At 44.0% G+C, this 14,455-nt stretch carries 14 protein-coding genes; 8 read left to right on the plus strand and 6 right to left on the minus strand.

Going from position 1 to position 14,455, the window contains the following annotated elements:
- Window positions 1-5 precede the first annotated feature (5 nt).
- Entirely contained in the window at window positions 6-1,805 is a 1,800-nt protein-coding gene (locus MH215_RS15475; protein ID WP_239291280.1) for an adenine deaminase C-terminal domain-containing protein, read from the plus strand.
- Between the two features lie 172 nt (window positions 1,806-1,977).
- On the opposite strand, the gene MH215_RS15480 is transcribed toward MH215_RS15475, so the two are convergent.
- Window positions 1,978-2,220: a hypothetical protein gene (locus MH215_RS15480; protein ID WP_239291281.1), complete on the minus strand. Its 243-nt coding sequence runs from the start codon at window positions 2,218-2,220 to the stop codon at window positions 1,978-1,980.
- A 213-nt stretch (window positions 2,221-2,433) separates the two neighbouring features.
- Between MH215_RS15480 and MH215_RS15485 the strand changes: the two genes are divergently transcribed.
- On the plus strand, window positions 2,434-3,168 hold the full coding sequence (locus MH215_RS15485) for an HAD family hydrolase (protein WP_239291282.1): 735 nt from the start codon (window positions 2,434-2,436) through the stop codon (window positions 3,166-3,168).
- A 28-nt stretch (window positions 3,169-3,196) separates the two neighbouring features.
- Here the strand turns inward: MH215_RS15485 and MH215_RS15490 are convergent, their stop codons facing one another.
- Window positions 3,197-4,138, minus strand: a complete 942-nt coding sequence (locus tag MH215_RS15490; RefSeq protein ID WP_239291283.1) for an alpha/beta fold hydrolase — start codon at window positions 4,136-4,138, stop codon at window positions 3,197-3,199.
- A gap of 369 nt (window positions 4,139-4,507) precedes the next feature.
- On the opposite strand from MH215_RS15490, the gene MH215_RS15495 reads away from it, so the two are divergent.
- Both MH215_RS15495 and MH215_RS15500 read left to right on the plus strand, forming a co-directional pair.
- Complete coding sequence (locus MH215_RS15495; RefSeq protein WP_239291284.1) at window positions 4,508-4,987, plus strand: Dps family protein; 480 nt, start codon at window positions 4,508-4,510, stop codon at window positions 4,985-4,987.
- A 205-nt stretch (window positions 4,988-5,192) separates the two neighbouring features.
- Window positions 5,193-6,398, plus strand: a complete 1,206-nt coding sequence (locus MH215_RS15500) for a nitric oxide synthase oxygenase (RefSeq protein ID WP_239291285.1) — start codon at window positions 5,193-5,195, stop codon at window positions 6,396-6,398.
- Window positions 6,399-6,445: 47 nt separating this feature from the next.
- Here MH215_RS15500 and MH215_RS15505 read toward each other — a convergent pair whose 3' ends face one another.
- The 4 genes from MH215_RS15505 to MH215_RS15520 all read right to left on the minus strand — a co-directional run bounded on the left by MH215_RS15505 (window position 6,446) and on the right by MH215_RS15520 (window position 10,164).
- The gene (locus MH215_RS15505; RefSeq protein WP_239291287.1) at window positions 6,446-7,714 is read right to left on the minus strand and encodes an MFS transporter; all 1,269 of its coding nucleotides are present in this window, start codon (window positions 7,712-7,714) and stop codon (window positions 6,446-6,448) included.
- Window positions 7,715-8,008: 294 nt separating this feature from the next.
- Complete coding sequence (locus tag MH215_RS15510) at window positions 8,009-9,397, minus strand: helix-turn-helix domain-containing protein (protein ID WP_239291288.1); 1,389 nt, start codon at window positions 9,395-9,397, stop codon at window positions 8,009-8,011.
- 196 nt (window positions 9,398-9,593) lie between these two features.
- Window positions 9,594-9,803, minus strand: coding sequence for a hypothetical protein (locus tag MH215_RS15515; RefSeq protein ID WP_239291289.1), 210 nt, complete (start codon window positions 9,801-9,803; stop codon window positions 9,594-9,596).
- A gap of 151 nt (window positions 9,804-9,954) precedes the next feature.
- Window positions 9,955-10,164 carry a hypothetical protein gene (locus tag MH215_RS15520; protein WP_239291290.1) on the minus strand — a complete coding sequence of 70 codons (210 nt, stop codon included), beginning with the start codon at window positions 10,162-10,164 and terminating at the stop codon, window positions 9,955-9,957.
- A gap of 390 nt (window positions 10,165-10,554) precedes the next feature.
- Between MH215_RS15520 and MH215_RS15525 the strand changes: the two genes are divergently transcribed.
- The 4 genes from MH215_RS15525 to MH215_RS15540 are packed head-to-tail and all read left to right on the plus strand — an operon-like array spanning window position 10,555 to window position 14,338.
- Window positions 10,555-11,664 (plus strand): ABC transporter ATP-binding protein, encoded by a 1,110-nt coding sequence (locus MH215_RS15525; RefSeq protein ID WP_239291291.1) that lies wholly within the window; start codon window positions 10,555-10,557, stop codon window positions 11,662-11,664.
- Window positions 11,654-12,487 carry an ABC transporter permease gene (locus tag MH215_RS15530; protein ID WP_239291292.1) on the plus strand — a complete coding sequence of 278 codons (834 nt, stop codon included), beginning with the start codon at window positions 11,654-11,656 and terminating at the stop codon, window positions 12,485-12,487. Before MH215_RS15525 ends, MH215_RS15530 begins: the two co-directional genes overlap by 11 nt.
- Window positions 12,462-13,268, plus strand: coding sequence for an ABC transporter permease (locus MH215_RS15535; protein ID WP_239291293.1), 807 nt, complete (start codon window positions 12,462-12,464; stop codon window positions 13,266-13,268). Before MH215_RS15530 ends, MH215_RS15535 begins: the two co-directional genes overlap by 26 nt.
- Window positions 13,265-14,338 carry an ABC transporter substrate-binding protein gene (locus tag MH215_RS15540; protein WP_239291294.1) on the plus strand — a complete coding sequence of 358 codons (1,074 nt, stop codon included), beginning with the start codon at window positions 13,265-13,267 and terminating at the stop codon, window positions 14,336-14,338. The genes MH215_RS15535 and MH215_RS15540 overlap by 4 nt, the downstream gene beginning before the upstream one ends.
- Window positions 14,339-14,455: the final 117 nt, after the last annotated feature.

Consider the following 14,455-nt stretch of genomic DNA (forward strand, 5'->3'; position numbering starts at 1 on the left):
TGCCGATGCGTGCAGATCAACTAATTGTGAATGTAAATGTGTATAACAGTTATTATAAAAGATTCGAACAAAATAACGTCGCTGTATTGGACGGTCGATTCCTATATATCGGTTCAGGTGGATCGGAGCTCATTAATGCGGATGAAGTCATCGACGCACGTGGTCGTTATATGATTCCAGGCTTGATTGATATTCATCTGCACATTGAGAGTACGATGGTAACGCCAGCGACATTTTCACACGGACTTATCCGCTCTGGGGTGACTTCCATTGTCCCTGAGCCACATGAGATGGCTAATGTGTTCGGTCTGGAAGGTGTGCAGGAGATGATGGCAGCAAGTCGGGAGACACTCGTGGATATGTTCTATGCGATCCCAAGCTCTGTGCCGGCGACTCCAATGGAAACAACAGGTGGTTCCATCGAGATCGAAGATATGGATACGTTATTGGCAACGGGAGAGATCATCTGTCTGGGTGAGATTATGAACTATGTGGACGTTATTCGCGACCCGGAGTGCAAAACCAATCAGATTCTTCGCCACATTCGGAAGCACTACCCGGAACTTGTCATTGAAGGGCATACACCGAAGCTACTAGGTCTGGATCTACACCGACTGATCTATGCTGGGGTTGATTCGGATCATACACACCAGAGTATTGAGGGATTACAGGCTCGTATTGCTGCGGGCATGTTTATTGAAATCCAAGAGAAATCCATGACACCAGAAGTGATGGAGTATCTGATTCAGCATGATGTGAAGGAGCATTTCTGTTTCGTGACAGATGATGTTATGCCTGATAGTCTGGTGGAGCGAGGACATCTGGATCATCTTGTACGTAAGGCGATGCGTATGGGAATGCGCCCAGAAGATGCGATCTATGCGGCAACGTCTACTCCTGCAGCTCGGATGAAAATGACGGATCGTGGCAGTATCGCACCAGGTAAGGTAGCAGACTACGTCCTATTGTCCGACCTTGAAATGTTGCGTATTGATCAGGTCTACAAAAAAGGTCGTAAGGCTTACGACGACTACGAACCGTATACACAAGAACGGATCATTGGGCAGTTCCCAGCTCATTTCTACCATAGTGTGCAATTACAGCAGCTTGGTGAAGAGGATTTTGCGATTCGTTTATCCGATCCTAAAGTTAGTGGTTCAGGAGAAGGTACGGGTAGTGTTGTAGACGCTGTTCAGGCAGAAGACAAGCCGAAGGTGAGTGCAGATCTTGCTGGTGAAGCCTCGTACCCATGCCGGGTGATGATGGTGAAGGACGGCTCAACCTTTGTCGAGGAACATATTGCGCAGATCCAGGTAGCGGGAGATGAGCTCTTGTGGGAAGAGAGTGAATATGGACAGATTGCCACCTTTGAGCGTTATGGGGTGAACGGTAATCATGCACATGGTCTGATTGGTGGAGATACGATTAAACGCGGTGCCATCGCGACAACGTACTCCCACGATAATCACAACCTTCTCGTCGTTGGACGTAACCGTCAAGATATGATTATCGCAGCTAACAAGGTGATTTCGAGCCAAGGGGGATTCTGCGTCGTTGAGGATGGCAAGGTGCTCAGTCATCTGGAGCTTCCGGTCGGTGGCATTCTGACTGAGGAACCGCTAGCTGTTGTATCCCATCAAGTGAAGGAATTACGGGCTGCAATGTTATCGCTCGGTTATGTGCATTATAATCCGATTATGTCGATTAGCACCCATTCCCTTGCCGTGAGCCCAGCGCTCAAAATCACCGATCACGGGCTGATTGATGTGAACGCAGGTAAGGTTGTACCACTGGTCGTGCAATAGTGTAATGGTTTCAAAATAGCTTATTGAAGAAAAGCCAGAGGAATCATCACTATTCAATATGGATTTCAATTGAAGCGGAGTAACTGGATTCTAAAATATAGAAAAAGGTAAGTGCAGGGTAGAAAATACCGTGTACTTACCTTTTTTTGACGACTATATAATAGGATGACATTTATAGTTCAGATGCAGAACTCTGGGCGGTTCTCATTTTCTTGAGCTTTACGGCATAGTATACTGATCTTACTGCGCTACCTGCCATAGGTATGGCAATGATTACGTAATTAAGTGTTGAAGCAGAAGGGAATTGATAGAAAGCATAGAGCATTACTACAGCGGCAAATAGCAGAAGACTGCAGTTTAGAATTAGATGGTACACAATACGCTTATATTCAGCAGGGAATGAGAAGAATTTCATGCATATACCTCCTTGTAGAATGCCTCGAAGTCGTTACCCAAGGTATGCTTTGAACTTTAATTATAACATTCAATAGGATGCATTCCCACAATATTCTAAATATATGGATGAATTCATTCATCCGCTCGCTATGACTTTATTAAATAGAAGAAAAGGAATATTGCTTCATACACATTTAACTAGATTATAAAAGACAGAGAAGGAGCCTTATTTATGTCACCTAATCCCAATGCTCAAAAGGCTATATTTTTCGATGTAGACGATACGTTATATGATCATCTGCAACCACTGCGTGGGGCGCTTCAAGATATTCTGGGCCTACCGGACGACTTTCCTTACAGCGAGGTATATCATCGTTTCCGCTACTATAGCGATTGGTTATCGGAGCAGGAGGGATTATCGGCTGTACCGGAGCCGGCAGCTATGGAACGGATGCGTCGTCGCCGGTTCGAACTGACGTTGGAAGAGTTCGGCGTGTCACTACAAGCAGGACAAGCAGAAGCATTGCAGCAGCAATATCTAAGTTGCCAGTTTCGGATAGTACCGTTTGAAGGCGCGTACGATCTGATTCGGAGACTGTCAGCCGACGGCCACGTGGTTGGCCTAATCACGAATGGCCCTGGAGCACACCAACGTACCAAGCTGGAAGCTTTGGATGTATTCGGATTGATTCCAGAGGAGCGTATCTTTATCTCGGGCACCATTGGTTATGCCAAGCCAGATCGGCGACTATTCGAACATGTAAATGAGCTAACAGGTACATCGGCTTCTAACAGCTACTACATTGGAGATTCATGGCGTAATGATGTCGTAGGTGCAGTAGATGCCGGATGGAGCGTTATCTGGTTCAATCATCGTGAAGCCATGCCTGAATCGGATCACCAACCACATCATGTTGCGCACACATATGAGGACATCAAACGATTCCTTTTGTCTGAGATTAAATGATTGGAGTCATCAATACAGAAGTACTGAATTATAGCAAACGAATCACTGAATCAATTACGGCCTGAGGATTATAGATATGAATCGAATGCCAACTATCCTCTACAATAATATGTTGGATTTTCTTAGAGAGGTTTAAGAGTTCCTTCTGCCCCTCTTTCCATTCCTCGTTCTGTCTTCCTGCTGATAAAACAATTATAGGCATATCTGATCTTAGTGATTTTGATCTATGTAGCTGATCGGCACTCTTAATGGTATGTAGTAATTCTAGATAAGCTGCCTTGTATGCATTGGTTCTATAGCCTAGAGCAGTAACCGTTTTCTGAATGTCGGTAGGCAATCTCTTAGAACCAATGTGCTGTTTAATGAGTCGAGGAACTGCGATAGGAGATAGTAAATAACCTAGTTTGAGACGATTTTGATGATTAAGTTGCTCAACTCTTCTACCCTCACTAGATCCTGCTTTTGTGAATCGTTTTTCATGAGTTGAGTCAACAAGCACGATTCCCACAACTTCATCAGGAAATTTCGACGCATACAATCTCATTATCATTCCGCCATAGGAGTGTCCTACCAGAATATAGGGGGGCTTTAAATCCATTCTAGATAATAACTCACGGAGATCAGCAACATAATTTTCGCAAGTGGGATTTTCTATAGTTTGAGTACTCCATCCAAACCCTGCTCGATCGTATGAGACAACCTTCGTATATTCGGAAAGATGCGGTTGAACTAGTGACCAATCTAACGCACAACCGCCCATACCTGACTCTAATATCACAGTCGGCTGATGTTTATTTTTTCCGGTTGCTATAGTATGTAAATGACGGGAGCCAACGTTAATCATTTTTCCTGGATGCTTGAATTTATTTATTTCATATTGGGATAACACAAACTGAAAGAATGTCAGTGGAAAGGCAATAACTGAAATGGCTAACCTAAGAACTTTTTCTGGAACTCGGAATTTGTCCAAATGAATCTCTTCCTCTCCTATATGATTGTAATCAATCATAACGATGCATTTTGTTTATAAAAAGAGAAGGTTTTTAGAAAAGATTTCCTATTTTAATCAGAGTAAATAAATGAACTCTCAATGCTGAGTTGAAAAAACAACCTTTGATAATTAAGGGTTGTTTTTTAATGCTTAGAAGATGAAGTTCCCTTCATAGAATCTTCATTTCATAACATAGCCGAAAGCCTAGCCAAGTGAGCAAGCTAGTGTTATAATTAAAACAAGATTTAGATTAAGTCTAAATTAAATAATAAATAACGACAACAGTACGCAACTCAATATTCACAACACATGAACTTAAAATAATGAATTCGAGAGGGGATTAATTCCATGAGCACAATGCAAACTAAAACCAACCCATTTGTAACTGAAACAACTAAACTTCACGAGGTACTTAACCGTCAGATCGCAGGCTGGTCTGTATTGTATACGAAATTGCATCATTTCCACTGGTATGTTCAAGGACCACACTTCTTCACATTACATGCGAAATTTGAAGAACTGTACAACTTGGCTACAGCACACATGGATGAAGCAGCAGAGCGTTTGTTAGCTATTGGTGGACGTCCGGTTGCGACAATGTCAGAGCAGCTACGCTTGTCTCCTATTGAAGAAGCACAAGGACAATTCAACGCAGAGCGTATGGTAGAGGCTGTTGTTGCTGATTTACGCATTATGGTAGATGTAATTAATGAGGGTATTCAAGCAGCAGGTGAAATGGATGATAAAGCGACTGAAGATATGCTTATTGGTTTCACGGCGGAACTGGACAAAGAAACATGGATGTTGAATGCTTTCTTGGGAAAGTAAGCTTACTTTGAAGCATAATCTCTGCAAACTGAGGGTACGGTATGATCCTGACTTGCCCTCAATAAACTGCTAAACGATGCAAGGTTATCCTATACCTTGACAGCGATGTGTAGAGTCCGTGAACAAAGTGTCTGTTCGCTTACAAATTGAATTTGCTTACCGTATAATGAGGGCATTCAAGATGGATGGAATGGTGGAGTGAACGATGCGGACAGACCTAGGAGAACTGAAGGAAGAAGCAGAACACTTTATATATAGATGTTACGATGAGCTGGGCTATTCGCGTGAAGACGCGGAGACCCGGCTTATTGCTGTCCAACATGAAATCGAGGAGAAGGGCACATATAAGCACACTTTAGAAGAACTTGAACAAGGGTGCAAAATGGCATGGCGTAATAGCAATCGATGTATTGGACGATTATTTTGGGATAGCTTGCGTGTCATTGACGCTCGTCATGCAGATACAGTCGCAACAACTGCCGATGCCGTGTTACATCATATTCGGGTGGCTTCCAATGGCGGTAAGATTATACCTACGATCACGATTCTTCCTCCAGCTGGACCACAAGGAGCACCTGTACGCATCTGGAATCATCAGCTGATTCGCTATGCTGGGTATGAAACTGCCGAAGGTATCGTAGGTGACCCCGCTTCTCTGGAGCTAACTCGTGCTGCAATGGAGCTTGGATGGCAGGGAGCTGGTACGGCGTATGATGTGCTCCCCATCATTATTCAAGCCCAGGATGGACATCCAGAGTGGTATCCGGTACCCGAAGAGGATATCGTAGAAGTCACTATTGAGCATCCAGAACGTCCTGAAATCGCTGAGCTTGGTATGCGTTGGTACGGTGTACCGATGATTGCTGACATGCGGCTGGAGATTGGGGGAATATCCTATCCGGCCGCACCATTTAACGGTTGGTATATGGGAACGGAGATCGGTGCGCGTAACTTGGCAGATACGTTCCGTTACAACAAGCTACCTGAAGTGGCGAAGGCACTAGGCCTGAGCACGAACAGTGAGACGACACTGTGGAAAGATCGGGCACTCGTTGAACTGAATGTTGCTGTGTTACATTCGTTCAAGAAAGCTGGCGTAAGCATTGTGGATCACCATACAGCGGCCGCACAGTTTGCTTTATTTGAACAACGGGAAGAAAAGGCTGGGCGAGAGTTGACGGGGGATTGGGTGTGGCTCATACCGCCAGTATCGCCCGCGACAACGCATATTTTCCACAGTTCGTACCGCAATGAGATTGTGAAACCGAACTTTTTCCGTCAAGATCCAGTGATACATCTAACTGGGGCTAGTTCTGAGAATGCATTAGACAACCAGGATAGACCCGCTACATTACCTGGGGAAGAGCAGCTACCATCCGATCATTCCCCGAAGTGCCCGTTTGCCCATTAATATGGTGCGAGCGGGTTTTTTTTGTACAATTCATAGAATGACTACCTTTAATGCACACGATAATGGCTACGCATGACAGCTTGAACCCCAATGGCAGCGGCAATCAACAGCAGATTAAACACAAATACGGCATAAAGGGAGCTATACTCGACGAGTAATGCAGCGATGATCGGAGATACGATAGAGCCGATCTCCGCAGCAGACACAATCTTCCCAATCACGTTACTTCGATTCTTTTCCGAAATATGGTCACCGACATGTGCGAAGAACGAATCCATATAACATGCGCCGCCCACGCCTCCGATTAACATGCCCACATATACCCATAGATAAGATGAGGTGCATAGAAATACAATGACTTCAATACCGATCATCAGCATACCGAACATACATAACAATAAGCGATCGCCCATTCGATCAGATAAATAGCCTGCAAAGGGTGCTGCTGCCAGTGTGGATAGACCTGCAACGGTGAAGGCTAGACTGGTCTGGAGTGGGTTCCACTGCATAATATGAGCCGCGTACAGAGCGAAGTAGGTCAAGAAAACAGCATAGGCACTCATCTCAAGAAAGTGAACGGTGGCATAACCAATGAATTGTTGTCTCTGCGATAGTGCAGGGTTATCTGTGCCAGGAAGGTTACTTTGATCAAGATCAGGGTTTATGAATGCAGTAGGATTGGTGAGGATAGGGGGTGGATCTATAGTAGGAGAGGAAGGGTTATGTGTATTCAGATCTTGCGTTGCTTGTACATCCAGGTTTGTGGTGCTCCTGCCCTTTATGCCCCATGCTGCACCCATAGCCATAAGACAGCAGAGCGTAACCAGCCAGAAAGGGACGGATAAAGGCCAGTGTAATGCTAACCAGCCACTAATGACGGGGCCAAGAACCATACCGCCGCCCTCACTGCTGCTGATGTAACCATTATATAAACCCCGGTTGCTTACATTGCCTTCATCTCCGATAATGGATCGCACAACTACTGTAAGGCCCGTAGAGGCGACTCCTTGAAGCAGCCGCAATACACCGAAGAGCAGAGCAGTAGATGAGACAGCAAAACCTGCCATGCAGACGGCGAGCATCAAGAGCATGAGAATCAGTGCCTTCTTGCCCCCCAGCTTGCGATATAGAGCGGCGGCAGGGATACCACCCAGTACTTTCCCGACATAAAAGAGTGCAAAAATAATGCCCATCATCCATCCGCTCATCCCGAATTCTTCAATGAACAAAGGAAATAGAGGGATGATCATGAAGCCGCCCATCTGACTGAGAAAACAAATGAGCATAAGCAAAACGAGGTTACGTCTGATATCCACCAATAAGACTCCTCTCTCGATCAAGAGATCATGCAGCAGAAAGCTGAGGGACATGTATACGTATAGATAGACATATCATCGACATTGTATGTACCAACTGCTCAGGAGAGAAGAGAAATCAAAAAAATAAAAAGACGTCCTGGTGGACGCCTTATGTACTAATTTTAGTGAACATTATAAGGAGGATGCTAAGGGAGCTGATTCACTTAAGGAAATTAACCTGAACCTACACCGTGTGTCATAACAGTAATGAGGACATCTGTAATAGGAGCAATACAAAATACAAATATACTACTAATAAACAGAGCTGAACGGATATTTTTCATGTGACTGGTACACCTCACTATTCAAATTATTGAATTTCTGCAACTGGTCATAGTTTGCCCATTCTCTGTATCGGTTGAACAGCGTAAGGCATTTGATGATATTGGATTCACTATTTATTTTACCAGCAAATTCTAATCCCTCAAGCAAAATATCAATACCTTGGCTATGTCCTTGGTGTAATCGGTATTTTCCTAAATCGGCCAAAAATGATGAGTATTCCTCTGCCTTGATTGGTTTATTGTACTCACCAAACTCACTGTTATACGTTTTGAAGGGAATATGTTCTTGAAAACGATCTAGAATATCATCGATATTGATATCAAATTTATTGGCGACTTTAACAATGTTGGTAAGGGCATGGAAAATTTCATCTGGTTGTCTGGAGATGTACTCAACATAATCTGTCAAGGTTTCCAGATTACCCGCTAGTAATTGATATAGAAACAGATTAACAGTTGAAAAATCGTTGAATTGTTTAATAATCAAACTGGCCTCATCAGAAGAATCTTGAATCCACACGTCTGCATTGGTATAAAGCAGTGTATATTCAATCGCTTTCTCGTAATCTTCATATTGCTCATACACTGCGGATTGAAGCAAGCGTGCATACAGCATATAGAAATAAAAAGGTCGAAAAGGTCTCTTATATTCCGATGTTTTGCGTTTGGGATGAAGTGATAGTTCATATTGAATAGAAGCGAGACGATACATTTCTTCGGAGAGTGTGTCGACCTTATGCCATTCATGCAGTGAAACATAGACGTGAGCCAGATGTTTGATCGCTTCTAATTGATCGGTTTCCTCCAGGCGATTCGCGTAGGGTTCAAATCGTGTAGCGGCTCGCAGATTTAGTGCAAGATTATCGCTTAGTGAGAGGGAGAATAGACGATATTGGCATAGAGCCAGACGCTCAGAATGCTGATATTTCTCAATGACACTTACACTTTCATATATTAATTTCGCTGCCTCTTTGTACTGACTATGGAACAACTCCTCCGCAACTTCAAAAAGTAAACTTCCATAATTCGTGTTATCCAATAAATTACTTAGGATAAGTTCGATACAATCCGGACGTCCCACTTCTGCACAGCGGATTAGAAAGGGACGTAATCTTCTCCAATCCGGAGCAGTTAGTGTAAAACATTCCACTACAAATCGGGGATAGAAGTAGTCCTCTTCTAATCCCATAGCTTTCGTAATACCGTCAAGTTGGCTCATGGAGAATGGTTTATTTTGATTAATGAGTCTACTGAACGAACCTGAATTAATATTGGCCCGTGTCGAGAACTCACTTTGCGTTAGATTATGATCTTGTATGTATTGCAACACTTCTGTTCGTATGGTGTTAGATTGCATGCAAGACACCGCCTTTATATATAAATCCATAATTTAGTACTTAAAACCATTTATATCAAATATAATACTATAATTTTACAGCGGTCAATATTTAATTTTACTTATGCACCATATCTCAGTCTATCTTTCTGCTGTTTTTAGTTCTGTGCCAACAAAACCCGCAGATATAATCTGCGGGTAATGTAAACAACTTTTATTACCAGAATCGTCTGTAGCCATGATGATGATCATTCTTGTTGTCGTGATCTGGGACGATTACATTAACAACTGTTTTTTGAATGTTGCGTGATTTAGTCTTGTTGTCAGCGTCGTTTCTAGTTTTGTTTTTGGCTTTGTTTTTAGAAATGACCTTTGTTTTGTTTTTGGCTTTACTTTTAGGAGAGAGGGGAGAAAAGAAATTTGTCATTGTGGGCACCTCCTTCTATCAATCTACTCTATTGTATTCTCGGTGCAATGAACGGCTTGTACGAAAGACTAGCCTTTTTCAAAAATAGATAGATTACCTGATAGATTCGATACCCGCAGCATTAATCTGCGGATAGAGCGAATCACACCTATTACCAGAAACGTCTGCAATCTTGATGATGCTTATTCTTGCTATCGTGATCTGGAACAATTACGTTAACAACTGTTTTTTGAATGTTGCGTGACTTAGTCGTGTTGTCGGCATCGTTTCTCGATCTGTTTTTGGCTTTGTTTTTAGCGATGACCTTTGTTTTGTTTTTGGCTTTACTTTTAGGGGAGAGGGGAGAAAAGAAATTTGTCATTGTGGACACCTCCTTCTATCAATCTACTCTATTGTATTCTCGGTGTAATGAATGGCTTGTACGAAAGACTACCTTTTTCAAAATAGATAGATTTATCTGATAGATTTGTCCCTATAGGACGTTCAATAACGATTCGTTCCATTTCACCAAGGTAATTTAGTTTCCTTAATTATCTTGGTGAGCCCTAATGTCTGTTTCATAAAAAATAGTGAATAATGCTCATTAAGAAATAAGGGAGTAGGGTCGTGGTTTGGTATTTCTTCTTATTAAAAAAAGGTTAAATTAACTATATCCAGCACATGACTTAAACAAAGTCGTGTATAATAGGTTGGGTTTGTAATGAATTGAATTGTATAGAGGTACACCTCAAGTTTAAGGGGGCGAAATGGTATGTCAGATCAACAACCGATTATCCGGTTCGACCGGGTAACTCAGCAATACGATCAAGATGAGGCTGTACTGAAGCGAGTTAGCTTTGAGATCGAGCGAGGTAAATTTTATACATTATTAGGGCCGTCAGGCTGTGGTAAAACAACCATTTTGCGACTGATTGCTGGCTTTGCAACGCCAACGCAGGGCAGTATTTATTTTAATGGTGCTTTAATTAACAGTGTGCCTGCCCATCAGCGGCAAGTGAACACGGTATTTCAAGATTACGCATTATTCCCACATTTGAATGTGTTTGAGAACGTCGCTTTTGGTTTGCGCATCAAAAAGATGAAAACGGCTGAAATTCGCAGCAAAGTATTGGAAGCACTCAAGTTCGTCAACTTATCCGGTTACGAAAACCGTGAGATAGGCGAGATGTCGGGTGGTCAGAGACAACGTGTTGCCATTGCTCGTGCCATTGTCAACGAACCGGAGATTCTGCTGCTGGACGAGCCTTTGTCTGCACTCGATCTGAAGCTTCGTACGGAAATGCAGTATGAGCTGCGTGAATTGCAGCAACGGCTGGGGATCACATTTATTTTTGTCACGCATGATCAGGAGGAAGCACTGGCGATGTCAGATGAGATCTTTGTCCTGAATGGCGGTGTGATCCAGCAGAGCGGAACACCGAATGACATCTATGATGAGCCGATCAACCGTTTTGTCGCAGATTTCATCGGGGAATCTAACATTGTATCCGGTAAAATGAAGCAGGATTTTGTGGTGGAGTTTGCTGGTGCAGAGTATGAATGTGTGGATCAGGGATTACAACAAGATGAGCCTGTTGAGATTGTGATTCGTCCGGAGGATCTGGAGATCACGACCGAGGCGCAAGGGAAAATGAAAGTTAACGTAGACTCCCAGTTATTCCGCGGGGTACATTACGAGATCTCCACCTACGATGATGCGGGCAATGAATGGTTAGTGCATTCTACGAAGAAAGCTGACGTAGGTGCACGAATCGGTCTATATTTTGACCCAGAAGCGATCCACGTTATGCGTTTCAACGAGACGGAAGAAGAGTTCGATAAACGACTAGAAGCATATCAAGAGGCTGTTCATGCAGACTAAGGCGAGTGCACGCAATGCGTATTTGATTCCATATGTACTATGGATGGTGTTGTTCGTTGTAGCCCCGGTATTGCTCGTTGTCTATTACTCTTTCTTCGATGTGGAGGGGAACTTTACGCTGGGCAATTATGCCCGCTTCTTCACGCCGGTATATATGCAGATGACGCTCAGTTCATTCTGGTACGCACTGCTCATTACCGTATTCTCTCTATTGATCTCATATCCGACGGCATATCTGCTAACTCGGACGAAGCATAAGCAGCTCTGGCTGCTGCTCATTATTTTGCCAAGCTGGATTAACCTGCTGTTAAAAGCCTATGCGTTCATCGGTTTGTTTGGCACGTATGGTCTAACGAATTCCTTGCTGGAGGTTATCGGCATTGGTTCACAGCAGATCTTGTTTACCGATTTTAGTTTTATCTTTGTATCGGTGTACATTTTCATTCCGTTCATGATCTTGCCGATCTTCAATGCACTGGAAGAGATGAACCCATCGCTGATCTATGCAGCGCGCGATTTGGGTGCATCCTCTTGGCTGACCTTCCGTAGGGTCATCTTCCCGTTGACACTGAGCGGTGTGAAATCGGGCTGCCAGGCTGTATTTATCCCGGCGTTGTCCCTGTTCATGATTACCCGTCTGATTGCGGGGAACCGGGTGATTACGCTGGGAACAGCGATTGAGCAACATTTTCTCGTTACCCAAGACTGGGGAATGGGCTCGACCATTGCGGTCTTTTTGATTATCGCGATGGCTCTCATTATGTTTTTAACTGGATCAGGGAATAAGGAGGTGCGTCATGGGAAGAAACGGAAAACTGCCTAATGTCTATCTGGCTGTTGTATTTGCCATCCTATACGCACCGATCGCCTACCTGATCTTCTATTCCTTTAATAGTGGCGGCCATATGCGAAGCTTTGAAGGATTTACATTGGAGTGGTATAGGGAAGTATTTGCGGATACACGCTTGCTCATTATCGTTTTGAATACCTTTGTTATTGCGCTGTTATCCTCGGCCATTTCTACCATGCTGGGTGTGGCGGGGGCGCTCGCCATCTACCATGTACGCCGCAAACGAACAAAGAGTACCTTGTTATCATTGAATAACGTGCTGATCGTCAGTCCCGATGTAATCATTGGTGCTTCGTTCCTGATTCTGTTTACGATGATTGGCATTAAATTAGGCTTTACATCGGTTCTGCTGTCTCATATTGCATTCAGTGTACCGATCGTCGTCATTATGGTGCTACCGAAGTTACAGGAGATGAGCCCAACCTTGATGGATGCGGCGCGTGACCTCGGGGCGGGGTCGTGGCAGATTCTAACGCGTGTGGTACTGCCGTATGTGAAGCCAGGCATATTTGCTGGATTTTTCATGGCACTAACCTATTCATTAGATGATTTCGCGGTAACCTTCTTCGTCACAGGAAACGGCTACTCTACGCTCTCCGTAGAGATCTATTCACGGGCACGCCAAGGTGTATCCTTGTCCATCAACGCCTTATCTACACTGTTGTTCCTGCTGACGGTACTGCTCGTTGTGGGCTATTACTTCATTAATCGTCGCGCGGCGCGGACACCTGCTGGAAGGGGGCTACGTCCATGAAGCAATTGGTACGGACTTTTGCACTTGTTTTTGTGGCGGCCTTTGCCTTGATGATTCTAACGTCTTATCTTAACAAGAGCCAAGGCTATTCTGGCGGCAATACGCTGACCATCTATAACTGGGGCGATTATATTGATCCAGATCTGCTGACGGAGTTTGAGGAAGAGACAGGCATGAAGGTCATCTACCAGACGTTTGACTCCAATGAAGCGATGCTGACTAAGATTGAGCAGGGGGGAACCACGTTCGATGTGGCGATTCCTTCCGAGTATGCGATTAGCAAAATGAAAGAAGAGAACCTGCTCGTTGCCTTGGATCATAGCAAACTGCCTAATTTGAAGAACATTGACGCCCGGTTCATGAACCTGTCGTTTGACGAAGACAACAAGTTCTCCATTCCTTATTTTTGGGGAACGGTAGGTGTTGTGTTCAACCCTGAACTGGTCGATGGGCTGACATTTGAGAGCTGGAACGATCTGTGGGATCCTCGCTTGAAGAATCAGATTCTCTTACTCGACGGTGCTCGTGAAGTGATGGGCATGGGGCTGAACAGCCTGGGTTATTCCCTGAACGACACCAATGAGGATCACCTTCAAGAGGCACTGGCGAAGCTGTCGACATTAACACCTAACGTTAGAGCGATCGTCGGAGATGAGATCAAAATGTTGCTCGCCAACGAGGAAGCAGCAGTTGGGCTCGTCTGGTCTGGAGACGCGTCTGAGATTATGGATGAGAACGACAAACTGGATTATATGGTGCCAGAGGAAGGCTCGAATCTCTGGTTCGATAACATGGTCATTCCTACCACTGCGCGAAATATTGAGGGAGCACATCAGTTTATTAATTTCATGTTAGATCCAGATCATGCCGCTCGTAATGCGGAGTACGTGGGGTATTCCACCCCAAATGCCGCTGCATTAGCGCTATTGCCTGAGGACATCACTGAGGATGAACGCTTTTATCCCGATGAAACGCTGACAGGTAAGCTTGAGGTGTACGATAATTTGGGCAAAAAAATGCTCTCGCATTACAACGACTTGTTCCTAGAGTTTAAAATGCATAGTAAATAGGGGCTTTTCATGGTCTATAACGCCATGATTATGGCTAAATTAAATGCAAAAAGCAGCAACCATCTCCCAGTATAAATCTGGCGAAGGTTGCTGCTTTTAATGTTCTTATGTACAGGA

Origin of the sequence: Paenibacillus sp. ACRSA (assembly GCF_022346845.1) — a bacterium.
In the GTDB taxonomy this organism is placed as follows: Bacteria; Bacillota; Bacilli; order Paenibacillales; family Paenibacillaceae; genus Paenibacillus.